At 42.7% G+C, this 24,598-nt stretch carries 25 protein-coding genes and 1 tRNA gene; 14 read left to right on the top strand and 12 right to left on the bottom strand.

The window, feature by feature from the left end; translation table 11 throughout:
- Positions 1–318: 318 nt before the first annotated feature.
- The 5 genes from ftsH2 (at position 319) to MIC7126_RS29855 (ending at position 8,316) form a co-directional block, all read left to right on the top strand.
- Entirely contained in the window at positions 319–2,205 is a 1,887-nt protein-coding gene (ftsH2, locus tag MIC7126_RS0100500; protein ID WP_017651155.1) for an ATP-dependent zinc metalloprotease FtsH2, read from the top strand.
- A gap of 901 nt (positions 2,206–3,106) precedes the next feature.
- A complete protein-coding gene (locus tag MIC7126_RS0100495; protein WP_017651154.1) occupies positions 3,107–5,074 on the top strand; it encodes a beta-barrel domain-containing protein in 1,968 nt (655 codons plus the stop codon).
- A gap of 134 nt (positions 5,075–5,208) precedes the next feature.
- Complete coding sequence (locus tag MIC7126_RS0100485) at positions 5,209–7,377, top strand: peptidase domain-containing ABC transporter (protein WP_017651152.1); 2,169 nt, start codon at positions 5,209–5,211, stop codon at positions 7,375–7,377.
- A gap of 281 nt (positions 7,378–7,658) precedes the next feature.
- The gene (locus MIC7126_RS0100480) at positions 7,659–7,853 is read left to right on the top strand and encodes a hypothetical protein (RefSeq protein ID WP_017651151.1); all 195 of its coding nucleotides are present in this window, start codon (positions 7,659–7,661) and stop codon (positions 7,851–7,853) included.
- Between the two features lie 235 nt (positions 7,854–8,088).
- Positions 8,089–8,316, top strand: coding sequence for a hypothetical protein (locus MIC7126_RS29855; protein ID WP_017651150.1), 228 nt, complete (start codon positions 8,089–8,091; stop codon positions 8,314–8,316).
- Between the two features lie 165 nt (positions 8,317–8,481).
- On the opposite strand, the gene MIC7126_RS0100470 is transcribed toward MIC7126_RS29855, so the two are convergent.
- Positions 8,482–9,384 (bottom strand): alpha/beta fold hydrolase, encoded by a 903-nt coding sequence (locus tag MIC7126_RS0100470; RefSeq protein WP_017651149.1) that lies wholly within the window; start codon positions 9,382–9,384, stop codon positions 8,482–8,484.
- A gap of 383 nt (positions 9,385–9,767) precedes the next feature.
- Between MIC7126_RS0100470 and MIC7126_RS0100465 the strand changes: the two genes are divergently transcribed.
- The 4 genes from MIC7126_RS0100465 to MIC7126_RS0100450 all read left to right on the top strand — a co-directional run bounded on the left by MIC7126_RS0100465 (position 9,768) and on the right by MIC7126_RS0100450 (position 13,306).
- Positions 9,768–10,322 carry a thioredoxin family protein gene (locus MIC7126_RS0100465; RefSeq protein WP_017651148.1) on the top strand — a complete coding sequence of 185 codons (555 nt, stop codon included), beginning with the start codon at positions 9,768–9,770 and terminating at the stop codon, positions 10,320–10,322.
- A 71-nt stretch (positions 10,323–10,393) separates the two neighbouring features.
- The gene (pyrH, locus tag MIC7126_RS0100460) at positions 10,394–11,122 is read left to right on the top strand and encodes a UMP kinase (RefSeq protein ID WP_017651147.1); all 729 of its coding nucleotides are present in this window, start codon (positions 10,394–10,396) and stop codon (positions 11,120–11,122) included.
- The gene (gene frr, locus MIC7126_RS0100455) at positions 11,109–11,657 is read left to right on the top strand and encodes a ribosome recycling factor (protein ID WP_017651146.1); all 549 of its coding nucleotides are present in this window, start codon (positions 11,109–11,111) and stop codon (positions 11,655–11,657) included. Before pyrH ends, frr begins: the two co-directional genes overlap by 14 nt.
- 527 nt (positions 11,658–12,184) lie before the next feature.
- Positions 12,185–13,306: a geranylgeranyl reductase family protein gene (locus MIC7126_RS0100450; RefSeq protein WP_017651145.1), complete on the top strand. Its 1,122-nt coding sequence runs from the start codon at positions 12,185–12,187 to the stop codon at positions 13,304–13,306.
- 191 nt (positions 13,307–13,497) lie between these two features.
- Here MIC7126_RS0100450 and MIC7126_RS0100445 read toward each other — a convergent pair whose 3' ends face one another.
- The 3 genes from MIC7126_RS0100445 to MIC7126_RS31735 form a co-directional block, all read right to left on the bottom strand.
- Positions 13,498–14,367, bottom strand: a complete 870-nt coding sequence (locus MIC7126_RS0100445) for a CPBP family intramembrane glutamic endopeptidase (protein ID WP_017651144.1) — start codon at positions 14,365–14,367, stop codon at positions 13,498–13,500.
- A 280-nt stretch (positions 14,368–14,647) separates the two neighbouring features.
- Positions 14,648–15,091, bottom strand: coding sequence for an AbrB family transcriptional regulator (locus tag MIC7126_RS0100440; protein ID WP_017651143.1), 444 nt, complete (start codon positions 15,089–15,091; stop codon positions 14,648–14,650).
- 1,262 nt (positions 15,092–16,353) lie between these two features.
- A complete protein-coding gene (locus MIC7126_RS31735) occupies positions 16,354–16,506 on the bottom strand; it encodes a hypothetical protein (RefSeq protein WP_154655795.1) in 153 nt (50 codons plus the stop codon).
- A 199-nt stretch (positions 16,507–16,705) separates the two neighbouring features.
- Here MIC7126_RS31735 and MIC7126_RS0100420 point away from each other — a divergent pair, with 199 nt between their 5' ends.
- Positions 16,706–17,704 carry a succinate dehydrogenase/fumarate reductase iron-sulfur subunit gene (locus MIC7126_RS0100420; RefSeq protein WP_085987007.1) on the top strand — a complete coding sequence of 333 codons (999 nt, stop codon included), beginning with the start codon at positions 16,706–16,708 and terminating at the stop codon, positions 17,702–17,704.
- A 208-nt stretch (positions 17,705–17,912) separates the two neighbouring features.
- Here MIC7126_RS0100420 and MIC7126_RS0100415 read toward each other — a convergent pair whose 3' ends face one another.
- From MIC7126_RS0100415 to psbX, 4 genes are all read right to left on the bottom strand, one after another.
- Positions 17,913–18,437, bottom strand: coding sequence for a TolB family protein (locus MIC7126_RS0100415; RefSeq protein WP_017651139.1), 525 nt, complete (start codon positions 18,435–18,437; stop codon positions 17,913–17,915).
- Positions 18,438–18,485: 48 nt separating this feature from the next.
- The gene (locus MIC7126_RS0100410; protein ID WP_017651138.1) at positions 18,486–19,055 is read right to left on the bottom strand and encodes a TolB family protein; all 570 of its coding nucleotides are present in this window, start codon (positions 19,053–19,055) and stop codon (positions 18,486–18,488) included.
- A gap of 48 nt (positions 19,056–19,103) precedes the next feature.
- Positions 19,104–20,015 carry a Ycf66 family protein gene (locus MIC7126_RS0100405; RefSeq protein ID WP_017651137.1) on the bottom strand — a complete coding sequence of 304 codons (912 nt, stop codon included), beginning with the start codon at positions 20,013–20,015 and terminating at the stop codon, positions 19,104–19,106.
- Positions 20,016–20,269: 254 nt separating this feature from the next.
- Positions 20,270–20,389 carry a photosystem II reaction center X protein gene (gene psbX, locus MIC7126_RS0100400; RefSeq protein ID WP_017651136.1) on the bottom strand — a complete coding sequence of 40 codons (120 nt, stop codon included), beginning with the start codon at positions 20,387–20,389 and terminating at the stop codon, positions 20,270–20,272.
- Positions 20,390–20,646: 257 nt separating this feature from the next.
- Here psbX and MIC7126_RS0100395 point away from each other — a divergent pair, with 257 nt between their 5' ends.
- On the top strand, positions 20,647–20,940 hold the full coding sequence (locus MIC7126_RS0100395; RefSeq protein WP_017651135.1) for a YggT family protein: 294 nt from the start codon (positions 20,647–20,649) through the stop codon (positions 20,938–20,940).
- A gap of 117 nt (positions 20,941–21,057) precedes the next feature.
- Here MIC7126_RS0100395 and accC read toward each other — a convergent pair whose 3' ends face one another.
- On the bottom strand, positions 21,058–22,401 hold the full coding sequence (accC, locus tag MIC7126_RS0100390) for an acetyl-CoA carboxylase biotin carboxylase subunit (RefSeq protein ID WP_017651134.1): 1,344 nt from the start codon (positions 22,399–22,401) through the stop codon (positions 21,058–21,060).
- Positions 22,402–22,476: 75 nt separating this feature from the next.
- Positions 22,477–22,599 (bottom strand): hypothetical protein, encoded by a 123-nt coding sequence (locus MIC7126_RS32175; protein ID WP_274517481.1) that lies wholly within the window; start codon positions 22,597–22,599, stop codon positions 22,477–22,479.
- Positions 22,600–22,667: 68 nt separating this feature from the next.
- Here MIC7126_RS32175 and MIC7126_RS0100385 point away from each other — a divergent pair.
- Both MIC7126_RS0100385 and MIC7126_RS31730 read left to right on the top strand, forming a co-directional pair.
- Positions 22,668–22,748 (top strand) — tRNA-Leu (locus MIC7126_RS0100385).
- Positions 22,722–22,898, top strand: coding sequence for a hypothetical protein (locus tag MIC7126_RS31730; protein WP_154655794.1), 177 nt, complete (start codon positions 22,722–22,724; stop codon positions 22,896–22,898). The genes MIC7126_RS0100385 and MIC7126_RS31730 overlap by 27 nt, the downstream gene beginning before the upstream one ends.
- Here MIC7126_RS31730 and MIC7126_RS0100375 read toward each other — a convergent pair.
- A complete protein-coding gene (locus MIC7126_RS0100375; RefSeq protein ID WP_017651132.1) occupies positions 22,885–23,433 on the bottom strand; it encodes a DUF2854 domain-containing protein in 549 nt (182 codons plus the stop codon). The two genes, MIC7126_RS31730 and MIC7126_RS0100375, sit on opposite strands and share 14 nt — an antisense overlap.
- Positions 23,434–23,699: 266 nt before the next feature.
- Here MIC7126_RS0100375 and MIC7126_RS0100370 point away from each other — a divergent pair, with 266 nt between their 5' ends.
- A complete protein-coding gene (locus MIC7126_RS0100370) occupies positions 23,700–23,882 on the top strand; it encodes a hypothetical protein (RefSeq protein ID WP_017651131.1) in 183 nt (60 codons plus the stop codon).
- Positions 23,883–24,025: 143 nt separating this feature from the next.
- On the opposite strand, the gene MIC7126_RS0100365 is transcribed toward MIC7126_RS0100370, so the two are convergent.
- Positions 24,026–24,442, bottom strand: coding sequence for a response regulator (locus tag MIC7126_RS0100365; protein ID WP_017651130.1), 417 nt, complete (start codon positions 24,440–24,442; stop codon positions 24,026–24,028).
- Positions 24,443–24,598 lie beyond the last annotated feature (156 nt).

Here is a 24,598-nt window from a genome sequence, read left to right as displayed (position 1 = left end):
TGCTCCCCTGCTATTTTTTAGCCCCTAATCCCTAGCCCCTTTTTTACATCAGGGAAATGACCTCAACATGAGAAAATTAAAAGCTTCATAGCCCCTCCCTTCATAGATCGTCGCCATTGATCGCTTTTATGGCGCAATTATGTATTAAAATCAAGTTAACTTTAATTAAGATTCTTGTTGTCGTCATGGATCTGCTGTGATGCCTGAAAGCTGCTATGGCGATGCGTGTGAGACACAAAATTAAGCAAAATGGATTAGTTAAAATCCGTTTACTAAATAAAGCTGATGATTCGTATTGGCATCTAGAGGCAAATTAAAATGAAATTATCCTGGAAAGTCCTATTACTCTGGACATTGCCTGCTTTGGTAATTGGCTTTTTCTTTTGGCAAGGGGCATTTGCTGGTGCTCCGGCCGACAATGCTAAGAATACAGCCAATACCCGCATGACCTATGGTCGTTTTCTGGAATATTTAGACGCCGATCGCGTCACCAGCGTCGATCTTTATGAAGGCGGTAGAACAGCAATTATCGAAGCTGTAGACCAAGACATTGAAAATCGCGTTCAACGGTGGCGAGTAGATCTACCTGTGAATGCGCCAGAGTTAATTAGCAAGCTCAAAACCAAAGGCATTAGTTTTGATGCTCACCCGATGCGGAATGATGGCGCTATCTGGGGACTTCTGGGCAATTTGGTTTTCCCCATCCTCTTGATTACAGGATTATTCTTTTTGTTCCGTCGTTCTAGCAACCTCCCAGGTGGGCCAGGACAAGCCATGAACTTCGGCAAATCTCGCGCCCGTTTCCAAATGGAAGCGAAAACCGGAGTCAAATTTAATGATGTCGCCGGGATTGAAGAAGCCAAAGAAGAACTGCAAGAAGTTGTTACCTTCCTGAAGCAGCCAGAAAGATTCACCGCTGTCGGTGCAAGAATTCCCAAGGGTGTGCTGTTAGTTGGGCCTCCTGGTACAGGTAAAACCTTGTTAGCAAAAGCGATCGCTGGTGAAGCCGGTGTACCTTTCTTCAGTATTTCCGGTTCAGAATTTGTAGAAATGTTTGTGGGTGTAGGTGCATCCCGCGTCCGCGACTTGTTCAAGAAAGCCAAAGACAACGCCCCCTGTATCATCTTTATTGATGAAATTGACGCCGTAGGTAGACAACGGGGTGCGGGAATCGGTGGTGGTAACGATGAGAGAGAGCAGACCCTCAACCAACTGCTCACAGAAATGGACGGTTTTGAAGGTAACACCGGCATCATTATTATCGCCGCTACCAACCGTCCCGACGTATTAGACGCAGCTTTATTGCGTCCGGGACGCTTTGACAGACAAGTAACTGTGGATGCACCAGACATCAAAGGACGCTTGGAAATCTTGCAAGTCCACGCCCGCAACAAAAAATTAGATCCTAGCGTTTCCTTAGATGCGATCGCTCGTCGCACTCCTGGCTTTACCGGTGCTGATTTAGCTAACTTACTCAACGAAGCAGCAATCCTCACCGCCAGAAGACGCAAAGAAGCCATCACCCTCAGCGAAATTGACGACGCAGTGGATCGGGTAGTTGCAGGGATGGAAGGTACACCCCTAGTAGACAGCAAGAGCAAACGCTTGATTGCTTACCATGAAATTGGTCATGCTTTAGTAGGAACTTTATTAAAAGACCATGACCCAGTGCAAAAAGTTACCTTAATTCCGCGAGGACAAGCCCAAGGTTTAACTTGGTTCACCCCCAACGAAGAACAAGGATTAATTTCCCGTTCCCAACTCAAAGCCAGAATTACTGGTGCTTTGGGTGGTCGGGCCGCTGAAGAGGTGATTTTTGGCGCTGCAGAAGTCACCACTGGCGCAGGTGGCGACCTCCAGCAGTTGTCAGGAATGGCGAGACAAATGGTAACTCGATTTGGCATGTCTGACCTAGGCCCTCTTTCCTTAGAAAGCCAACAGGGAGAAGTATTCCTAGGTCGGGATTGGATGACCAGATCCGATTATTCCGAAGCGATCGCTTCTCGAATCGATTCTCAAGTGCGAGCGATCGTGGAAGAATGTTACGAAACTGCGAAAAAAATTATTCGTGACAATCGCGCGGTCACCGATCGCTTAGTCGATTTGCTCATCGAAAAAGAAACCATCGACGGACAAGAATTCCGCCAAATCGCGGCTGAGTATACTGATGTACCTGAAAAACCACAATACGCACCAGTTATCTAATAACTGTCTCTAACATATAACAATCAGGGTACGGGCGACACCGTGCCCTTTTTTTTAGGAAACAAAATACAAACTGGGCATCTACTTTCAGGGGGAAAATTATTAGTCTGATTTATGTCTTCAGGTTTATGAAATTATCGTCAACGATGCCTATAGTTAAGGTCTGAGGTGGTAAGCCACCCAATTTTATCAGTTAGGCTAACAATCATGTCCAATCGAATCAATACTGATGAGCAAAGAAATTTGCCAAGTAGCACTAATTATGGTATGCGTTACATCAGCAGTACCCACGACTCCCAAAGACGCGGTACTTGTAATCGGTAAGCAGCAAAGATAGAGTGAGCACAAGCACAAATAAGTTTAACAGTACCATTTCCACAAGTGAATCATCACCTGCCATCACACAGCAATTAGTCTATTTAAGGTAGGGGACGGTGCATGGGGGCTGTTAAAGCACTAAGCGGGAGCCATATTTCCCCAAACAAGAATTTGCCAAGATTTATAATATCTGACCACTACAGAATTTACCCGGTTTAGCTTTTTGCTGCTCATTATTAAAATTGCCACTGCGATCGCCGATCACAGATAGTTAACAGCGTGGGCGTTGCTGACGGTGTGATAAAAACACAATTGCGCGCAACGCCGACAACCTTTGTAGAGACGGAAAATTTTCCGTCTCCACATCTCCAAATACATCTTTCAATTCAGCAACACTCACAGCCGAGTGTTGACTGACATATCGTCGTTATTTTAGACGGTTGGATCACCTTGGCAGAGACTTTGCAATCGAGCCTTCGCCTTCGTGTCATGGCGGCCCGAAGTATGAGCAGTCAGCGTGAATTCTCGCGTTGTTCTGTGCTTTTTTTGACTGCATACATCACTACAGTAAAGGTACAATGTCGTGAATTCCTTACAACACGAGGAAAATTATTATGGAGATGGATTGAATCAAGACCATCTCAGTTTAGTGACAGCTAACGAGTTTTTACCCCAGATTGGTAAATGGATTAATATTGGTGGGGGAGTTCTAGTCAGTACTTTTGCTCTTGCTCTGGGTCTAACATCTGTTCTCAATTACAATGTCACAGTCAAAGTTCCTGCAAGCATCCGACCAGAAGGAGAACTACGAATCATCCAGCCAGCGATTACTGGAACTGTACAAAAAATTGCTGTTCAAGACAATCAAGTCGTCTACCAAGGTCAAGCTATTGCTTACTTGGATGATTCCCGATTGCAAAATCAAAAGAGTCAATTAGAAAACAGTATATGGCAAAGTCAATTACAACTAAGTCCCATTGATGCTCAACTTGGCGAAATCAACACCCAGATTGAAGCGCAGACACACTTGATTAACCGTACTATTATCGGTGCACAAGCAGAACTAGGCGGTACTCAACGCAACTATGAAGATCAGCAGATTAAAGCCACAGCAGACATGACGCGAGCAAAAGCCACCTTGACCTTAGCCAGGGTACAACAAGAGCGATTACGACGCGAAAAACTTTTAAGCGCCACTGTCCAAGAAGCCGCAGCCGCCTTAAATTTAGCAAAAGTACAACAAGAGCGATTACAACGGGAAAATCTCCTCACTGCTAATATTCAGGAAGCCACAACCGCCTTAAATGTAGCAAAAGTACAACAAGAGCGATTACAACGGGAAAATCTCCTCACCGCTAATATTCAGGAAGCCACAACCGCCTTAAATGTAGCAAAAGTACAACAAGAGCGATTACAACGGGAAAATCTCCTCACCGCTAATATTCAGGAAGCTACAGCCGCTTTCAATTTAGCGAAAACACAACAAGAGCGACTACAGCCTGTAGTAGTCTCAGGTGCAATTTCTCTGAGTTTTTTTGAAGAAAAAGCCCAAGCCGTCAAATCTGCACAAGCCAAGCTAGAACAAGCCAAAGCCAACGCTAAAAACCTCCAAGAAGAAAAAGCCCAAGCCGTCAAATCTGCACAAGCCAAGCTAGAACAAGCCAAAGCCAACGCTAAAAACCTCCAAGAAGAAAAAGCCCAAGCCGTCAAATCTGCACAAGCCAAGCTAGAACAAGCCAAAGCCAACGCTAAAAACCTCCAAGAAGAAAAAGCCCAAGCTGTCAAATCTGCACAAGCCAAGCTAGAACAAGCCAAAGCCAACGCTAAAAACCTCCAAGAAGAAAAAGCCCAAGCTGTCACAGTAGCGCTAACCAACCTAGAAAAAGCGCAAACCGCCATCAATCCCAGCAACGCTAACGTCACCGTTGCATCCGAACGCATTCAACAAGAAAAAGCCAGAGGTGAGGCTATGTTAGCAGCTTTGAAAAAAGAAAAAGAAACTCTGCTGCAGCAACGCCTAGAATTTCAAAAGCAACTAGATAACATCCGCAAACAATTACAACAAGTAGAAATTGATCTCAATAAAAGCATAGTCAGAGCGCCAGTTACAGGTACATTATTGCAATTAAATCTTCGCAATCCCGGACAGGTGCTACAACCAGGAGAAGCACTGGCTCAAATTGCACCCCTCAACGCCCCCATAGTCATCAAAGCTCAAGTCCCAGCTCAAAGCATCGACAAAGTGAAAACTGGTCAAAAAGTCCAGATGCAAGTGTCAGCTTGTCCGTATCCAGACTTCGGCACTCTCAAAGGCACAGTCAAAATCATAGCACCAGATGCCTTACCAACAGACACCAACAGCCCCAATTCAGAAAAAACAAAAGTATCTAATTATCAAGTCACTATTGAGCCGCAGACTACATATCTGAGCAGAGGTTCACGCCAGTGCGCTCTCAAATCTGGGATGGAAGGTAAAGCCGATATCATTTCTCGCAAAGAAACAGTACTCCAATTCATCCTCCGCAAAGCACGATTAATGGTCAATTCTTAATACCGCAATTGGCTTTTACCAATTATCAAATTATCAGAAAGTCGCTGTATCAGCTTCTGGGCGTTTCGTCTGTCGTATTCTTTTTTCAAATTGATATGAGTTCTATTAACTTTGAATTTTGAATTGATATCACCATGTTTCATCTCTTCAAACTCAATAAAAACTACCAATCTGTTTTACAATCAAGCGAAGAAGACTGTGGCGCCGCTTGTCTCGCTGCAATTTGCAAACATCACAAACGTTTCCTGAGCATCACTAAAAGCCGAGAAGCAGTAGGGACTGGACAACTCGGAACAACTTTGCTCGGTCTAAAACGTGGATCTGAGGCGCTAGGTTTTAACGCCAGAGCAGTGAAAGCTTCACCCGCAGTTATCGACAGAATCAAAGAATTACCACTGCCAGCGATTATACATTGGCAAGGCTATCACTGGGTTGTTTTATACGCCCAAAAAGGCAGAAAATACGTAATTGCTGATCCATCGGTGGGTATTCGTTATGTTGACAGAGAAGAGATAACAGCAGCTTGGAATGGAGTCATGCTCTTAGTAGAGCCAGATCCAGAGCGTTTTTATGAACAACCCCAAGAAGAAAATAAAAGCGGATTCGGACGCTTTTTTGGGCGTATTCTACCCTATCGGGGACTGCTTGGTCACGTGTTGTTACTCAACATTGTCATGGGTTTACTCGCTTTGGGTACACCCGTTTTAATCCAACTGCTTACCGATGATGTTCTAGTGCGGGGAGATACTCAGCTACTGACTGTCGTAGTCTCAGCCGTAATTTTCATGACCCTATTCAGCAGCAGTTTACAGCTATTGCAAGCCACTATGGTGGCTCATTTTAGTCAAAGGTTGCAATTGGGGTTTGTCTTGGAGTTTGGGCGCAAAATGCTCCATCTTCCTTTAAATTATTACGAAGCCCGGCGCAGTGGCGAAATAACTAGCCGACTGCGGGATATCAATGAAATTAACCAGTTAATATCACAAGTTGTGGTGCTTTTACCCAGCCAGTTTCTGATAGCAGTGGTTTCTTTTTGCGTGATGCTCTTTTATAGCTGGCGTTTGACACTGGCGGTGATTTGTATTGCTGCAGTCATGACTCTTTCTACTGTCCCTTTTTTCCCAATTTTGCAACAAAAAACCCGTAGTTTATTAGTTTTAAGGTCGGAAAATCAAGGTGTTTTAGTAGAAACCTTTAAAGGTGCACAGGTACTGAAAACTACGAATGCAGCTCCTCAATTTTGGGACGAATTCCAAAGTCGTTTCGGTCGTCTTGCTAATCTCACTTTCAGCACTATTCAAATTGGAATTATCAATGATACTGTAGCCCATTTTTTCTTCACCATTGGTGGCGTGCTTTTACTTGGACTAGGAAGCATATTGGTAATTCAAGGAGACTTAAGTATTGGTCAAATGCTAGCTTTTAACGCCCTACAGGTGAATGTGTTGACTTTAATTAGTTCGTTGGTAGGTTTTGTTGATGATTATGTTCGTTCTCAAACTGCAATTTCTCGTCTTCTGGAAGTGATTGATGCTACACCGGAAGTAGTGGGAGGTGGTCAAAAGCCGATTGTACAAATTTCCGGTGATGCAGATATTTATTGTTCTCATTTGCAATTTCATCACGCTGGTAGAGTTGATTTATTAGAGAATTTTTCTCTCAAACTTCCGGGAGGAAAAGTCATTGCTTTAATTGGTCAATCAGGTTGCGGTAAAAGTACTTTTGCTAAATTATTAGGAGGTTTATATCAAGCAAATTCAGGAAATATTCGCATTGGTTTTTTTAATATTCAAGACTTGGCTTTAGATTCTTTGCGTCAACAAGTCGTTTATGTACCCCAAGAACCTCATTTTTGGAGTCGCTCAATTTTAGATAATTTTCGTTTGGGAACACCTAATATTTCTTTTGAAGAAATTGTCAAAGCTTGTCATATTGCTGACGCAGACGGCTTTATTAGTCAACTTCCCAATCAATATCAAACTGTTTTAGGAGAATTTGGGGCTAATCTCTCTGGTGGACAAAGACAAAGATTAGCGATCGCTCGTGGAATTCTCACTAATCCACCCATACTAATTTTAGATGAAGCTACCGCTGGACTCGACCCGGTTAGCGAATCTCAAGTACTAGATCGTCTCCTAGAACATCGAAAAGGTAAAACCACGATTCTGATTACTCATCGTCCCAGTGTGGTGAATCGAGCAGATTGGATTGTGCTGCTCAATAAAGGTGAAATTCAACTACAAGGTACTTTAGATACTTTTCTTTCTCAACCGGGAGAACATCTGAAGTTTTTAACTATTTAATCCTTTTTGATTTGCCATAATCATCTTATTAAATAACTCTTATCAACTGCAGTTAAACGACTTAAATTTTAAGTTGGTTAATTGCTTTTTTATTTATTTTTTTATTCTATATTTTCTTATTTTAAATTGTCTAAAAACTTTATTTTTCATGAGTCAAAAGAAATAGTTTTATTTATGGTTTTATTCTAACTTTAGACTAATTAAATTTATTCGATATTATCTAATAATAAAAACATAGGTGAACGACAACACCTATGTTAACTAAGAGAGGTAAAAAGTCTATGTCAACTCAAATGATGTCTGATTTACTCGTTGATTTATCTGCTGACGAACAACAGCTCCTAGCTGGTGGACAAGTCAGCGAAAGTGAAAAAGATGATGATGATAGCGATGATGATAGCCGGGAAACTGGACGTCGCACAAAACTCTACAAAATTAGAAGTTCTGCCATTGTGAGAGTCACAAAGCTGCGCTAAGTCTTGCGTGAGTGTGGTCAGGAGAAATTTTCAAAACTTAGGTGTTATTAACAACACCTAAGTTTACAAATTATCGTCACCTCAAATGCAAAATGTGTGGACAAAATTAACGCTATTACTGCTAACAGTGTGACTGATATTAGCACAGTTAATTATCCATCCAGGTATTTTACTTGTATGGATTCTTTCCACAACTGCGGCAAATCAGAAGATTACAAAATTGAGGTAATCAATTATGTCAATTCAAACTGTCGAATCAGATTTGCTAGTGGATTTATCCACAGAAGAACAACAGGTACAATCGGGCGGATATTACGGCTCGGGCTTCGGTTTCGGTCGTGGCTATGGTCGTGGTTATGGTCGTGGTTTTGGTTTCGGTCGCGGTTTCGGTCGTGGCTATGGTCGCGGTTTTGGTTTCGGTCGCGGTTTCGGTCGCGGTTTCGGTCGTGGTTTCTACTACTAGACTAGTAGAGCCATAAAGTATAAAAAAACAAGGGTTAAAAGTCTTACAAATCTGGACTTTTTGACCCTTGTTTTGTGTGTGAAAGAATTCTTATGTATCAGGATGCTTAAAAACCCTGTAAGAAACTGGGCGTCTTAATGTTAGGTTTTCTCCATCTCTTTTCATTTACGCCGACCTGTTAGCAACATCTGCAATCCAATCTCTTAAAATTGGATTCACTAATTCCGGCGCTTCATCTTGAGGACAATGACCCACTCCTTCTAGACGAATAAACTTTTCTACTTGTGGATAATTGGCGAACTCTTTACCCAAATCCACTGGTTCCCAAGGGTCAGCGGTTCCCCATAAAATAATTGCTGGACAAGGTAGCTGCGGTAGCAAGTCTTCGGGTAGAGGCCCGGTGGAGTAAGCAGTAAACGCTAAAAATACGGCTACTGCACCCGGATCACTGGCTGGTGCTGTTAATATATCAACCAGTTCGTCTGTTACTGCTGTTGAATTTGCATAAGCTTGTAGGAGAATTTTCCTGACGGTCTTGGGTTTGGCGACTTGATTGAAAAAAAACGTACCCACCGCTGGGATAGATAATAAACGTTGCAGCACAGGTGCGCCAAAACGACGATACCACGGTAAAGTTACCCGTTTGCGATCGTGTAATAGCCGTAATGAACAGTTGAGTAGAGCTACTCCTAAAATGATGTCAGGATTGCTAACTGCAGCTTGCATAGCGACAATACAGCCAATGGAGTTTCCCACTAAAAAAGCTGGTTCACCCACTACCTCTCGACAAAAATCTGCTACCTGCTGTCCCCAGGTTTCTAGGGTATAAGCAATTTTTTCTCCTGGTCGGGGTTTAGCAGAACTACCAAAGCCAATTAAATCAATCGCATAAACACGGAAATTTTTTCCTAACTCAGGTATATTATGTCGCCAGTGCCACCACGAAGCCCCAAAGCCATGCACCAGAATCACTGCTGGTCCAACTGTTCCCTGGGTTTGGTAGCAAATAGAAAAGCCTTGCCAAATCCAAGTTTGCGGTGCGGTAAATGCGTTTGTAGTTGCTGTCATGATTTGTTAAAGATATAAATATTTTCATGCCTGTGATGTTACTTATGGTAACAATACTTCACATTTCGCAATGTTAAGGCAACATTAATCATGTGTTATCTAAAATCCTTGTAAAAATGTAAAATTTGACGTCTTGATATCCAGATTTAGATCGGGATTTAACAACACCCTTTTTGCAACCACCAAGATTTAGCATGATATTAAGCAACGCAGTGATCAAATGACTACCAGTATGAGATTCAGTAGTTTTACAATTTACGGCGATCGCATTGGTCTATAAAATTATGGGATATCAAGCATCTGCTAAGGAGTGGTTTCTAACTGGAAAGTGACGCTGAATTTCACAAAATTTTCTTGTTTTTAGTTCCTTCAAGCTACAGAAGATGACCATACTAGAAACAATCGACACTCCAATCGGCAGCTATGCACCAGACTTTGAACTGCCAGGAATTGATCATCAGGTACACCATCTCAGCCGCTATCTGAATAAGTTCCGCGCAGTCGGCGTCGTCTCTATGTGTAACCGCTGCCCTTATGTAGAGTTATATCTAGAAAAATTAAAAAGCATTCAAGCGGAATTTAGTCAAGTCGATTTTACATTAATTGGCTTGAATGGCAGTGAAGCTAGTGGAGATGCTCGCTCCAGCCTCGAAAACATGAAAGCTTTCGCCCAAAGTCACAATTTGAACTTCCCCTATCTCTGGGACCCCACTCAAGATGTGACCAGAAGCTTTGGTGCTCATAAAACACCGATGGCTTTCTTAATAGATAGTCGTGGTGTAGTTCGCTACAAAGGACAAATAGACGCCAGCTACAAAAATCCCTTAACAGCGGCAGAAGATTATCTGCGAAATGCGATCGCCTGTCTGTTGCAGGATCAAGAAATCCGTTATCCAGAAACAGAAGTCATCGGTACGCCATTGATATGGCGTGATTAGACACAGATAGTCACCAGTACTGCTATCTTAAATTGGAGGCAATTGCAACTTTTTTGATAAAGCGTAACTTCATGGGAACGAATTACCGACGGATTTTACTCAAACTGAGCGGTGAAGCCTTAATGGGCAACATGGGCTATGGGATTGATCCAGAAGTGGTCAAAGAAATCGCCCAAGAAGTAGGAGAGGTGGTAGCCACTGGCGTGCAAATCGCCATTGTTGTTGGTGGTGGCAATATTTTCCGCGGCGTGAAAGCGGCGTCAGCGGGGATGGATCGAGCAACCGCCGACTACATCGGGATGATTGCCACGGTAATGAATGCCATGACGCTACAAGACTCGCTAGAGCGAATAGGGGTACAGACGCGAATGCAAAGTGCGATCGCAATGCAAGAATTAGCGGAACCTTATATTCGTCGTCGAGCCATCCGTCACCTGGAAAAAGGGCGGGTGGTAATTTTTGGTGCAGGTTCGGGAAATCCCTTCTTTACCACTGACACAGCTGCAGCCCTCAGAGCCGCAGAAATCGATGCAGAAGTGATTTTTAAAGCCACCAAGGTAGACGGCGTGTATGATGCTGACCCCCATATCTACCCTGACGCCAAACGATTTACTAGCCTGACATACGCTCACGTTTTGGCTAAAGATTTACGGGTCATGGATTCAACGGCGATCGCTTTATGTAAAGAAAATAATATCCCCATTCTTGTATTTGACCTCACGGTGCGAGGTAATATCTACCGTGCAGTCCTAGGAGAATCTATCGGTACCCTTGTGGGAGGTTCTTGTGAAATTAGCTGAAGCTGAAAGTACGATGCAAAAAACCGTTGAAGCAACTCAGCGGGCATTTAACACGATTCGCACTGGTCGCGCCAGTGCTAGTTTACTCGATAAAATAGCAGTAGAATACTACGGTTCACCCACTCCCCTGAAATCCCTGGCTAACATTACCACGCCAGACGCCTCGACTATTTTGATTCAACCATACGAGCGCAGTAGCTTGAACATCATCGAGAAAGCGATTTCTCTTTCTGACTTGGGTCTAACCCCCAGCAACGATGGTTCTGTGATTCGGCTGAACATTCCGCCCTTAACAAGCGATCGCCGCAAAGAATTCGTGAAAACTGCTGCCAAGTATGCTGAAGAAGGACGTGTGAGCATTCGCAACATCCGCCGCGACGCTCTCGATTCCATCCGCAAACAAGAAAAAAGTGCGGAAATTTCTGAAGATGAAGCACGGGATCAGCAAGACAAGCTGCAAAAACTGACAAATAAATACACCACCAGAGTAGATGAATTGCTGGCAGAAAAAGAAAAAGATATCACTACTGTCTAAAATCTGCCAGCACCGCAAACATTTATTAATTTAATCTCTTAGTGGTGTAATATCAAGGCTGAAGGATAAAGTCACAATTCTTCAGCTTTTATTTTGTTTATTTTTACCGAAAATATCTTAAATGTAGACCAGGGAACAGGGAACAGGGAACAGGGAACAGGGAGGAAGGAATAAAAGTGTACTGAGTTTTTTTCGTAAATAAAATATGAGTCCTATAGTAGAAAACAAACTAAAAAATCTTTTATTGTGCAAGTTTGATGATTAGTTGATTTCGTAACTGATTCCACCACTCCTACGGCAGCGTTAATGAGAAATACATCCAGATAAAAACTGCCAAAAATTATATTCACAATGGGAACAAGTCACCGGAGAAACACAGTCAACACGACACTGAAGCACAAAAAAATTACTCTACATTGACCAAAAAGTTGCTTTTTTGTCTTTTTTACTTTAAATTTAAAAACTCATTTACCCAAATTTTCAAATCCACAGCAAATTAACTAATTGAGGAGCATAAAATCAGCCATATGTACGACTGCATCATCGTCGGCGCAGGGCCAGCAGGTGGAACGGCTGCCTATCATTTAGCCAAACAGGGACGCTCAGTGTTAGTGTTGGAAAAGGAATCACTACCCAGATATAAACCTTGTGGTGGGGGTGTATCACCGGCGATCGCTCAATGGTTTGACTTTGACTTTAGCCCCGCAATTTCTGTCAAAGTGGACTCATTGCGTTTCACCTGGAAATTAGGCGACCCCGTAGAAGCAAAAATCGGCATCAAAGAACCAGTTTGGATGGTGCGACGAGATGTTTTTGACCATTTTTTAATTCAGCAAGCCCAAAAACAAGGCGCCGAATTACAAGACAATACAACCGTTACTGGTATTGAATTTAAAGGCGACTCTTGGCAAGTTAACACAGCTAATGGCTCAATGAGTGGTCGCTACCTAATCGCCGCTGACGGTGCTAAGGGTTCAATGGCGAAATGGCTAGGCTTCAAAGACCGGAAACGTCGTTTAGCCGGCGCCTTGGAAGCCGAAGTGCTTGCAGATGTAGAGAACAAATCTACAGCACACTTTGAATTTGGCTTGATCAAAAACGGTTATATTTGGAATTTCCCCAAAGCTGAGGGTTATTCCATTGGTGTCGGCACATTTTTTGGTAATGAACCCCAAGATTTTAAGAAGATTTTGGACGAATACGCCCAGTCTTTTAACGTTGATGTTAAAACCAGCAAACAATATGGTCATCCGCTTTGTCTATGGGATGGCAATCAAAAGTTACATACTCAAAATGCAGTTTTAGCCGGGGAAGCAGCTTGTGTAGTTGACCCGATGACAGCAGAAGGTATCCGCCCCTCAATTTTTAGTGGTTTGCTAGCAGCAAACGCCATTAATGAAGCCCTTGCTGGTGATATCAACGCTTTAGAAAAATATAGCGATGCCGTTAATGAACAATGGGGCGTTGATATGGCTTGGGCACAAAAACTAGCAGGAGCGTTTTATCGCTTTCCCAGTGTCGGTTACAAAGTTGGTGTCAAACGCCCCTCTAGTCCCCAGGTTATGGGTAAAATCTTGTGTGGTGAACTGCGTTACGCAGACGTGGCTAATCGCGCCCTCAAGCGTTTAATTCCTGGTTTTGGTGGCTAGTTAACTTTTGGATAATTTACAAGTCAAGAATTTTGTTTTTTTAGAGGCGTTACGCTGTAGCGTCTCTACACTAAATTTTTAGACAACAAACCTGGAAAGGGCTGCAATAAAATTGCGAGAATCTTATCCACCTCCTTAACGTATGCCATTGGCTTTTTCTTTTTGAGGATATGGGAGAGTTAGCCTTGTGGTTAAAAATACTGAGGAAGCAGCCAGAGAATCACCCCAGTTCCCAAGACGCAAACAATTCCAGCTAAACCCGCTAGGGGTTTGTTATTTTTACCTGTGCACCAGTCTGAGACTTGATTAGTGTAGGTGATTAGTTCTGCTGTGTCGAGAGTGGCGATCGCCCATACCCACCCTGCATGTAATCCCCAAGCTATTCCTAAATTACCGCGATCAGCAAACCTTGCCAACACTAACACCATCCCCATTAACCATAGTCCCGGTAGCTGCGGTAGAGTTTCGTGTTGCTCCCAAACCAAATGCAGCAAGGCGAAAATTAAGCTAGAAATTACTGCTGCTATCCAAACTGGATAATCTTGCTGTAATTCAGTAAATAGGAAGCCCCGAAAAATTAACTCTTCTATCCCACCCACCAATAACGCAATCAAAAAAGTGGGTAACAAAATGGGTGGTAATCGCTGGAAATTAGACTGCTGTATTTTGCACCAACCAAAGTAAAGTTGACAAGCAAATACAACTGTCAAGCCCAGTACTCCCAAGCTAACACCCAATACCAAAGAATTAATAATTGAGAAATTGCTGACCAAACCGTAATCAGAAAATGACCCCAATCCTAACCAATTCATCCCCCATAAAACTAAGGGGGCTAATAGATACAGGGGTATCAGTAAGGGAATTTTTTGCTCTGGTTGTAAAGTTTTCCCAGGTCGCCAATTTATTATCATCGCTGACACAACTGCAATTGGCAACCAAAGTAGTATCCAAACAATAAAATAAGCCATCACCACAAACAATACTGGTACATTTTTCACAAATGCCAGTAAGATGTCGGCTGATGGCTCTGATAGAGTGATGAAAATAGACGCGAAAAACATGATTAATTTCTTGCTCAAGTAGACTTCTTGGTTGTTAATCAAGACTCTACTAAAATTGGTGACTTATGCAAGAGGCTCCACGAGCCGCGCTCACAAGGAACAATCAAGCAGGTCTTACCTTAGTCCCTAACTTCTAGTTCCTCACCCCTTTTTTTAAAGCAGGTTTAACCGGATTTTTTTGCTTCTAGCACATTTTCAAGATATGAGTAATATTTCCCTAAAGAAATAGAGATAAATTATCGAGTATTCACTGCCAATTTATCCCTATTATCAGAAAAATTTACTCTTCTTCGTCTAAATCTTCTTCATCTGCTTCGTCGTCTACATCGATATCTGCAGAGCTTAATTTTTTGTCAGTTTCCCCAAGTTGAATCAGGTGGATATGCTTGTATCCTAGTCTGATTTCAAATTCATCTCCTGGCTTTAAACCCATTGCTTTAGTGTATGTCGCACCAATCACAATCTGACCGTTTTGATGCACACTAACTCTGTATGTCGGTTCACGACCGCGGCCATCTTTGGGTGCTTCTGGACTGAGGGGAATTCCTCTAGCCGATAGCAAAGCGTCATAAAAATCAGTGAGATTAACACGAACTTGGTTATTCTTAGTCACAGTGTAATAGCCGCACTGTTTAGCTCTTTCCCGACGCGGTAGGCTAGAAAGCTCTTTGACTTTCGCAAGCAGTGCTTTTCCGGTTAATGGTGCGGTTGCGGTTTCAGTCATTATGCTCAAAATTTCCTTACTTTCTCCAAACTAATAAACTATGTTGTTGTCATGCCAGCATTTAGCTTTTTAGCATTTACACAATGTAAACACAGACCCTAGGTGTAGGGTCGATTGCTACTGATAGAGAGGAACGATACACACATCTGTTGTGGCCATGGACAATAGATAAGAATTTATGGTGATCACAGGCATTAATTTCGGTGATTTTCCAGTCCTTCTCGTCATCATTTGCCATTGAAAATCAAATTGTTTTTTCTTTCGGCGCTACTTTAGCGGTCTAACTTTTAGCCACCTTTACAAATTATGTTGGTTCTACGACGCATAAGCCATAGTCCCAAAAAACTGCAGGTATTTGACTTTTAGTGCTTACCTTTTTTGGCCTTGAGTTGTATGGTTGACACCACTAGTCCTCTCTAGATGGGGACAGCTTGTATTTGAATTTGATTCTACAGGCATACACCCTTTGATCCTGCCAGCAGAGACGTGAAATTTTTTGTCTCTACATTACGAATCTACAAAGTGCTAATAGCCGTGGTTATACGACTATTGTTACTGGTTTTGTTGCTTCGTAATTTTATATTAAATACTAGCATGGACTAATAATAGCAAAATAGTTGATTTATTTTGAATTAAACTTACAAGTAATTTTTTATCTAAATATCCTAGCTTCTGGAGGTAGAAAGCGGAGAAAGGGTTGTCTGGTTTCCAGACAAGCTATTTTTCAAGACAGAGGTGAGGATTTTTCTAAAGCTTTATTAAGGTATGGAGGAGCGCAGTGCGATTTTTATAAAAATTCACCTAATTGATACGGGCACAGTTCACAAGTGATTGACATCTATCGATTTTCACAGATTGAAAGGAGCCAAAAAGTGAAAGTCTCTGTCTTGTGGGTTTTTTAAGTCCAGCACTTTTCAAGAAAGTCAATCATCCCCAAATCCCGTAACCAAGGATGGGACTCCTTTTTTCCTGATTCCTAATCCCTAATTTATAGTCTTTAGCTTCTGTTCTCAAGCTAGGAATCAGGGTTTTTCTCTGTTTGTTGATAGCCATGAGGCAAAAAGCAACCTGTATTTTCTGCACTTGTGTCTGCGGGAAGAATCAATTTTTATGCATCTGTCTGGTGCTTGATGGGGGCTACCAGATATAATCAGCAGGTTTAACATTTCTATAAATCCAAAAATTACCATTTTTGTGGCTCATTGGGGATTTTTACTGCCAATGACGCTGATTATTGTAAAAATTCAGCTTTAGCGATCGCCTCATGTAGATTGCATTTGATGATTTTCGCCATGCAGGTAATCAATACCAATTCCTTCGTAACCCAGCAATTCCGACTGACCGCTGGTCAATAAGTAAATAAAATACCAAACAGTGATGACTTTTTTTGCCCTGAGTCCGAGAAGTTGAGACAAATATCGCTACTATTACTTCTACAACTAAAATTTTAATGGTTATGCTGGAACTAAGATTAGCAGATCATTAATCATCAGCCTATTAACAGCTAGCTTGAAATAAAGTGCTAAAAAAGTATAGCTCATTTTTAGCAGTAACCTGCCTGTAGTGATGATTTCTCAGGTAGATGCGGTAATTTCCAAATTTTGGTTAGTGACAATGGAAGTTCTTTTTAAAATCGTTCGACAGCAACAAAATTCTTCCCCATCCGTACAAACTTACCTTTTGCAGGCAGAACCCAGCAATACAATCCTGGATTGTCTCAACCGGATTAAGTGGGAGCAAGATGGGACTTTGGCGTTTCGCAAAAATTGTCGCAATACCATTTGTGGTAGCTGTGCAATGCGAATCAATGGTAGATCAGCTTTAGCTTGTAAAGAAAATATTGGCAGCGAAATTTCCCGAAGTCAGCACATACTGTCGCCAGAACAGGAGCTAAATCAGATTCCAGAAATCATAGTTGCTCCTTTGGGTAATATGCCTGTGATTAAAGATTTAATTGTGGATATGAACAGTTTCTGGAATAATCTGGAGGCTGTTACTCCTTATGTGAGTACAGCAGCGCGACAAGTACCAGAAAGGGAATTTTTGCAAACACCCGAAGAGCGATCGCGTCTCGATCAAACTGGTAACTGTATTATGTGTGGTGCTTGCTATTCTGAATGCAATGCTCGTGAAGTTAATCCCGAATTTGTAGGGCCTCATGCTCTGGCTAAAGCTTATCGCCTGGTCGCAGATTCCCGCGATCAGCAAACTGAAAATCGCCTAGAAAATTATCACGAAGGAACTCAAGGAGTCTGGGGTTGTACTCGTTGTTTATACTGTGACTCGGTTTGTCCTATGGAAGTAGCACCACTAGCACAAATCACCAAAATTAAACAAGAAATTCTCGCCCGCAAACAAGCCAGCGATAGCCGCACAATTCGCCACCGCAAAGTCATGATAGATTTAGTCAAATCAGGCGGCTGGATCGACGAACGACAATTTGGTTTACAAGTCGTCGGTAATTATTTTCAAGACCTCAAAGGATTGCTAAGTCTTGCACCTCTGGGCTTGAGAATGCTATGTCGAGGAAAATTTCCACTCACCTTTGAATCCTCCCCAGGAACTCAACAAGTGCGAAATCTCATTGAATCTGTGCAGCAATCTGAAGGATGAGGGATAAAAAGGAACTCGATACAGCAACAGCCATAGGCGAAAACATCAAGCTTTTTTCCTCAATTCCAGCTCCATCCCTGTCTTGAAAAGTTTTATGCTCCTGTTACTTGGATGCGCAAACTTTTCGCTTGAAGGATAAAGTAATTTCATACTTCATCCTTCATCCTTCATCCTTCATACTTCATACTTCATACTTCATACTTCATCCTTACCTAGGATCTTGTGGGATATTCAATGGTCTTCCCGAACGGTCATAAACTAAAATATCCCACTGTCCGTTGTTACTAGACTCGAAGGCAATTCTACTACCATCAGCGCTGATCGTGGGATGGCGAATTTCTGCTTGCAGATTAGCAGTCAAATTCCGTGATTGGCGCGTTTCGCGATCGTAAAGAACAATAGCCGATCGCCCTTGACGACTAACTGCAAACACAATGTAGCGACCGTTCTCAGAAACACTGGGATGAGTGGCGATCGCATCTAAGGAATTTAATCCCGGTAAATCAATGACACTGCTAGTCAGCCGATCAAATAAATAAACATCTTGGCTACCCCTACGGTCACTGGTCAAAACAATATATCTGCCAGAAATTCCGGGATTTGATTCCGAAGCCAGACTATTGAGACTTCTACCTCCCGGATCAAAAGGATAACTCAGCAGCCGTGGGTAGCCAACACAACCAGTTAATAAGCATAAACAAGAAAAAACAGAGATAAAAATAGGGCGGGTCATTTGTTATTTGTTGTCTGTTATTTGTTCTCCCCGTCACCCCATCTTTTCCTATGGTATTCCCGGTGGTGGGGCCACAGTGGAACCATTGGGGATATCTAACTCCATATTTGGCCCCCGGTCTAGGACTTCAATATCCCATTGACCACGACTGGCGGTTTCAAACACGACATAGCGACCATCGGGGCTGATAGCAGGGTTTCTCACCCAGCCGCGATAAATGGGGGTGAGGATTTGTGACTGTTGGATAGCGCGATCGTAAAGCGCCACTACTGGTCTACCTTGGTCACTAGTGAGATAAACAATATAGCGCCCTGTGTAGCTGAGACTAGGGCTTTCGGCTATTGTCTCTCGTCGGTTTAAGCCAGGAGTGGCGATGAAACTTTGGGTTTCCAAATCATACACCAGCAACTGCTGATTACCATTACGATTAGAAACGAACGCCAAAAAACGCCCATTACCACTCAAACTTGGTTGCTCCTCAGTGTAGCGACTGTTGAGGGAAGTAGAGCCAAGAGGGAGATTATTAGGACTACAAGATATCAGCACACTTGCCAAACTAAAAAACAGGCTCCAATGAATCGGTCTTTGGAGCCAAAATCCTGACGTAAATTTGTTCACCTCAAAATTTTTCCGTCGCCCCTAAGCTGAATCTCCACCTTCGTTGTGTTAATAATTATCAAATTTGGTTGAATTATCTTCATCCTCATCTGGTTTTTCCAGTGGTTTGTAATCTACATAATCAGTTGGTATGGCTTCATCATCATCACGCTCCCGGCGAGGAACCGAGTCACTTGGTGGACGACGCCTTCTCGGTCTAGAAGCAACATCTTCATCACGACTTTCTGGACGCTGGGGTGCATTGTTATTACGACGAGGGGGTTTTCTCACTTCCCCGCTCGACGACGAGTCGTCCCAGTCATTAACCTCTCTGGGACTAGAACCCCAATCTTCTTGATCAACTCTCTCCGATGAACGAGTTGTGGGACGTCCGGAGCTACGACGTCGCCCTCTATCCGTTGGTGGTTCCTGTTTTTCTTGGCTACTACGGCGCTCAGAACGGCGGGGGGGTTGATCTTCATAATAATCATCACGAGGCGATCGCTCATCTCTACTCCCTCGAATCCGCGGGCGTGCAGGGCGCTCCTCTTCTTCTTCATAGGGCAAAGGGTCTAACTCTGCATCCACCTCCGCCTTATAGCGCCGATCATAAGAATACTTGTTGCTCACTGGACGGTCTTCGTCCACAATAGGAGTATTACGTTTAGCTTGCTGAGTAGCTATACTCCGCAACCGAATACTTTCCACTGCAAAAAATACAGTCGTACCCACTAACAGCAGCTGACCAAATTGCAAAATCGGGTCTAGCCGCCAACCTTGAAAAATCAAAATAAAGCCGCAAAGCAAGCCTACCGCCGCAAAAAAGATATCTTGATCTCGTGACAGTTCTGGGCGCACAGTCCGGAGAAAATATAGTGCTGCCCCAGCCACAGCCAGGAAAATTCCTAGAATACTGGCTGAGTTCGTCCCGAAATTTACCTGAGCCAGAATACTGGCTGAGTTCAGCCCAAAATTTAGCATTGCTGTTTTCCCAATATCAAATCTATGTTAGCGAGTCACAATTAAAATCACTACTTTAATCAAGCACAATATATTAAAGCGTCAAAGCATCTGCTAAACAGAGCTGATGAAGCTATTCACCACAAGCTAAAAATGTTTATGTCTGTCAGCTAAGTATACCTTGTCCTTTGTAAGCGGAATTGCCGCCCTGAGAGCAATTAGGTAAATAGCTGACAGACAATCAGTGTTGAGAGTCAAATCGACTCACTAAAGGATTATGAACGCTGGATTTTATCTTTTTGGCTAATGAAAATCAACCCAACTATCACTGGAATCACGACAATTACAGTGCCCCAAAATAGACTCCAAAGGAAATTTGCTAAAGCAGGCGTCATAGTTCTCAACCTTTTTTTACATACCTCATCATAATTCTAATGGTGTATCAGTTCCTTGAGAAGCCTCCAGAAATTACTTGAGAAATTAAAATCAGCCTATCAAATCACAAATTTAACTGTTGTGCGCCTTTGCTTTTCGATTCTCAAGAGTAAGTGACAGCATTTAGCTAAAATTATAAATAGCGCTTTACAAAGCTTAAAGTTGTCTAGACTGCGCCCAAGTTGTTTTCTGTGTTCACAGATAGTACCTCAAACCGATGACTGGTGTTAACTTGACTGCTTGGATTCTCGGAATTTTGTTGGGATTGATGATATTTCTGTTGATTTTCCGCATCATTCTCACTTGGTATCCGCAAGTGGATCTGAATCGTTTCCCTTTGAACTTAATTACTTGGCCTACTGAACCTTTTTTAGTGCTGTTGCGAAAACTCGTCCCACCCATAGGAGGAGTAGATATCACTCCCATCATCTGGGTGGGTATTTTCAGCTTGCTACGAGAGATTTTGCTTGGTCAGCAAGGATTATTGACCATGCTGTCTCGTGTAAGTTAAGGAAATGGAGCGCGGGAAATGTGGGGAGACTGGGAGATAGGGAAGTAGTAGTAATAATTCCTTCTCGTCCCTAACTCCTCTAGCTATCTCCTCCCTAACTCCTAACCCCTAACCCCTCTAGCTATTTATATCCTGCACAAAACTCGTATACACATTACCCTGTATAAATTGTGGAGTTTCCATAATTCGTTGATGGAATCCAATAGTTGTGGGTAGCCCAGTAATAGCGCACTCCCGTAAAGCTCGTTTCATCCGGTTGATGGCGGTGGGACGGTCTGGGCCCCAGACAATTAACTTACCAATTAAAGAGTCGTAGTATGGTGGAATTTGGTAATCTGTGTAAACGTGAGAATCAATGCGTACACCAGGGCCCCCAGGCGGAAGATACCCGCTAATTTTGCCAGGGGAAGGACGAAAATCATGGTCAGGGTCTTCAGCATTAATGCGACACTCGATCGCATGACCCCGTAAAACCACTTGGTCTTGAGTTAGTTTTAATCTTTCGCCTTGAGCAATCCGGATTTGTTCCGCAACCAAGTCTATTCCTGTAATCATCTCTGTCACAGGGTGTTCGACTTGAATCCGGGTGTTCATTTCCATAAAGTAGAATTTACCGGATTTATCCAGGAGAAATTCTATAGTACCTGCCCCAGTGTAGTTAATAAATTGGGCAGCTTTCACCGCAGCTTGTCCCATTTTCTCCCGCAGGTCTGAGTCCAGAGCCGGGCTAGGGGCTTCTTCCAACAGCTTTTGATTACGGCGCTGGATGGAGCAATCCCGTTCGCCTAAATGGATGACATTACCGTAATTATCGGCGAGAATTTGAAATTCAATGTGGCGGGGACGCTCAATAAATTTTTCTATGTAAACGCCGGAATTACCAAAAGCTGCACCCGCTTCGCCTTGAGCAGCTAGATAGAGTTTGACAAATTCGTCTTCAGAGCGCACCAAGCGCATACCCCTACCCCCACCACCTGCGGTAGCTTTTATCATCACTGGATAACCAATATCCTTGGCGAGTACTAATCCTTCCTCCTCAGATTCTACCAACCCATCGCTACCTGGTACCGTCGGTACACCAGCCCTCTGCATAGTTTCTTTAGCTGTGGCTTTATCCCCCATCAAGCGGATAGCTTCGGAAGTAGGGCCAATAAAAGCGATGTGATGGTCGGCACAGATTTCTACAAATCGAGCATTTTCCGCTAAGAAGCCGTAACCAGGATGGATGGCACTAGCATTGCGTGTCAAGGCAGCAGCGATGATATTGGGAATATTCAAATAACTTTTACTACTCGCAGATTCTCCAATGCAAACCGCTTCATCGGCTAGCTGGACGTGTAGAGCATTACGGTCAACAGTGGAGTGAACAGCGATTGTCGCAATTCCCATTTCTTCACAAGCTCGGAGAATACGAAGGGCGATTTCTCCCCGATTGGCGATTAATATTTTGTCAAACTTCATTTTTTAGTTTCGATATCAGTACCAGTAGATTGACATTCTCTCCTATTCGACTTGCAACAATGCTTTCGCCTTATTTCAAATTATGACAGGAGATTCCCAAGCTTCATCTGGAGTATGAAGTATGTGGCTACCATACACTTCAGACTTCTTCGCATCCGGCGATCGCTCTACCTTTTTTAATATCACCTGTCGAGTCACCACATTTCTGTCAGTCTGGTATCCACTGGCAAAAAATTTATGCTATATTCTTTATTCAGACAAACCGTGCGGATGTGGCGGAATTGGTATACGCGCACGCTTGAGGTGCGTGTGGCTTTGCCTTGCGAGTTCGAGTCTCGCCATCCGCATTTTTTGAATGTAAAGTCAAAAGTCAACGGTCGATGGTGGTAAAACCTCTACGCCGTTGGCTTTTGTTTTATGGTGTTGCTGATTTAATTTATGAAGATGTAGCCGTAGATAATTCCCTCTCCCGCACGAAATTGATTATTTTTGACTAGTAATTAATGCTAATTCAATGTTATTTTCATTTGGCTGGATGATTTGAATTTCTACTCCGGGGCCGAAATAGCTAGTCATTTTTTCTTGCTTTTGCTGCCAAGTATTAATTGTCATTTGTGGCGAATCAAATTCTAAAATTAAAGCATAAGCCCCATCAATTTCTGTTTCTCGCAATCCTGTAACGATTGGTCGTTCTTCATCTGTGGGACTGAGGCCCAGATAAGCTAGAGCGCTATCTAAATGGGCATCTTGACCATAACAATATCGGGTAATATCTTTGCGAATTTTATTTTGAGTTACGGTTGCTTGTTGCTCTCGCAGCCGCAAAACAGATGGTGTTGTTGGTTGACTAAAGGGTATGGGCTTGAGCTCGTTAGCTTTGAGTGCTAACCCTCCCAACAGTAAAGGAAATCCATAAAAGAAACCGACAAGATTGAGTGTGGCGTTGTTAGCAGCATAAGCAATAAAACCCATGACAGTTAAGATACTGCCGACACTTAAACCGATTGTTCCCAAAGAAATTTGGCGTAACATGATTTTAGACTAGTATAAATTCTTAACACTTCAGCTTTTCTATCATCGGCTATGAGTAACAATTTAGGGAAGAGCCACTGGACAATTGTCTTGCTGTGCGCTGAACCTCGGATACTTGACAAAGTGAAGTAAAGTGTGTTTTTTAGCTGGAAAAGTAAGTTGGGTCAAGCCAAGCGCCACCCACTGAAGCGGCTAGAATGTTGGCGTCTCGGTTTCTTATTTTGCGTTAATTTTAAATTTGAAGTTAGTTAAGGATTGCAAACAGCATGGATTTACAGACTATAAAAGAACGAATTGCCGTAGTTCAAGGTAAACGCCAGTATTTACTGAGTTTATTAGAGCAACCAAATTTGGGAACTTTAAGAATTGATGTGAATCAGGCGCTAGAGGAATTAGATGAGTTAATTGATGAGTTCAGACGCACAATTCCGGAAACAGAAAATAATTAAGCTGAACTAAGCAATCTTAAAAAATAAAAATTGCGTCGGTAAACCTTTGAGTTGTGGCTTTACCGACGCCCATAATAGAATTATTTTGCTGCCCTTGGGTGACGATACACCCAATTTTCGGAGAAAATCTGCTATCAATCAGCTTATTCTACAACTGATTTTTCTCCTCGACGCTGTCCTAACTGCCTGACTACAGCAATCAGCTCACTGGTGGGTACATCTTTCTTGCAAAATTCGTCAAAACTAGGCACTGCCTTCGTTTCTGGAAAATTTGGGTCTTCGACTGAGGAGTAAGCCAGGATTTGAGTCTGGGGAGAGATGGCTTTAATATAACCAGATGCGCTCCAGCCGTCCATGACGGGCATCTGTAAGTCCAGAATAATCACATCAGGGCGACAGCGTTTAACTATTTCTATAGCTTCTTGGCCATTGCTGGCTAGACCTACTACTTGAATATTTTCTTGGCAAGAGAAAGCTAGTTGTAAGGTTAAACGAGTCAGTTCGTGATCATCAACCACTAAAACCCGCAAGGTAGAAGACTCACAAGACAACATCAACATTTAAGGAGAAAAATTGATTACTATAACTTTTATAGTTTATGGGAACTAGTAGTAGCGATCACTCTATCCTATGGTTGAATAATTGATCTCGATTGGGAGCAGTTAGTTTTAGCTCGCCTGTCATCAAAATCAGGTTGGAAAAAAAACTATTTTTAG

Source organism: Fortiea contorta PCC 7126 (assembly GCF_000332295.1).
GTDB classification, from domain to species: Bacteria; Cyanobacteriota; Cyanobacteriia; order Cyanobacteriales; family Nostocaceae; genus Fortiea; species Fortiea contorta.
Note: the sequence above shows the minus strand (reverse complement) of the source record. Positions and strands in the feature narration are given on the sequence as shown.

What these genes read in the sequence shown, in the direction of transcription:
- ftsH2 (WP_017651155.1), top strand. Translation starts at nt 319, where the DNA reads ATGAAATTATCCTGGAAAGTCCTATTACTCTGGACATTGCCTGCTTTG.
- MIC7126_RS0100485 (WP_017651152.1), top strand. Translation starts at nt 5,209, where the DNA reads ATGTTTCATCTCTTCAAACTCAATAAAAACTACCAATCTGTTTTACAA.
- MIC7126_RS0100480 (WP_017651151.1), top strand. Translation starts at nt 7,659, where the DNA reads ATGTCAACTCAAATGATGTCTGATTTACTCGTTGATTTATCTGCTGAC.
- MIC7126_RS29855 (WP_017651150.1), top strand. Translation starts at nt 8,089, where the DNA reads ATGTCAATTCAAACTGTCGAATCAGATTTGCTAGTGGATTTATCCACA.
- MIC7126_RS0100470 (WP_017651149.1), bottom strand. Translation starts at nt 9,384, where the DNA reads ATGACAGCAACTACAAACGCATTTACCGCACCGCAAACTTGGATTTGG.
- MIC7126_RS0100465 (WP_017651148.1), top strand. Translation starts at nt 9,768, where the DNA reads ATGACCATACTAGAAACAATCGACACTCCAATCGGCAGCTATGCACCA.
- pyrH (WP_017651147.1), top strand. Translation starts at nt 10,394, where the DNA reads ATGGGAACGAATTACCGACGGATTTTACTCAAACTGAGCGGTGAAGCC.
- MIC7126_RS0100450 (WP_017651145.1), top strand. Translation starts at nt 12,185, where the DNA reads ATGTACGACTGCATCATCGTCGGCGCAGGGCCAGCAGGTGGAACGGCT.
- MIC7126_RS0100445 (WP_017651144.1), bottom strand. Translation starts at nt 14,367, where the DNA reads ATGTTTTTCGCGTCTATTTTCATCACTCTATCAGAGCCATCAGCCGAC.
- MIC7126_RS0100440 (WP_017651143.1), bottom strand. Translation starts at nt 15,091, where the DNA reads ATGACTGAAACCGCAACCGCACCATTAACCGGAAAAGCACTGCTTGCG.
- MIC7126_RS0100420 (WP_085987007.1), top strand. Translation starts at nt 16,706, where the DNA reads ATGGAAGTTCTTTTTAAAATCGTTCGACAGCAACAAAATTCTTCCCCA.
- MIC7126_RS0100415 (WP_017651139.1), bottom strand. Translation starts at nt 18,437, where the DNA reads ATGACCCGCCCTATTTTTATCTCTGTTTTTTCTTGTTTATGCTTATTA.
- MIC7126_RS0100405 (WP_017651137.1), bottom strand. Translation starts at nt 20,015, where the DNA reads ATGCTAAATTTTGGGCTGAACTCAGCCAGTATTCTGGCTCAGGTAAAT.
- psbX (WP_017651136.1), bottom strand. Translation starts at nt 20,389, where the DNA reads ATGACGCCTGCTTTAGCAAATTTCCTTTGGAGTCTATTTTGGGGCACT.
- MIC7126_RS0100395 (WP_017651135.1), top strand. Translation starts at nt 20,647, where the DNA reads ATGACTGGTGTTAACTTGACTGCTTGGATTCTCGGAATTTTGTTGGGA.
- accC (WP_017651134.1), bottom strand. Translation starts at nt 22,401, where the DNA reads ATGAAGTTTGACAAAATATTAATCGCCAATCGGGGAGAAATCGCCCTT.
- MIC7126_RS0100375 (WP_017651132.1), bottom strand. Translation starts at nt 23,433, where the DNA reads ATGTTACGCCAAATTTCTTTGGGAACAATCGGTTTAAGTGTCGGCAGT.
- MIC7126_RS0100370 (WP_017651131.1), top strand. Translation starts at nt 23,700, where the DNA reads ATGGATTTACAGACTATAAAAGAACGAATTGCCGTAGTTCAAGGTAAA.
- MIC7126_RS0100365 (WP_017651130.1), bottom strand. Translation starts at nt 24,442, where the DNA reads ATGTTGATGTTGTCTTGTGAGTCTTCTACCTTGCGGGTTTTAGTGGTT.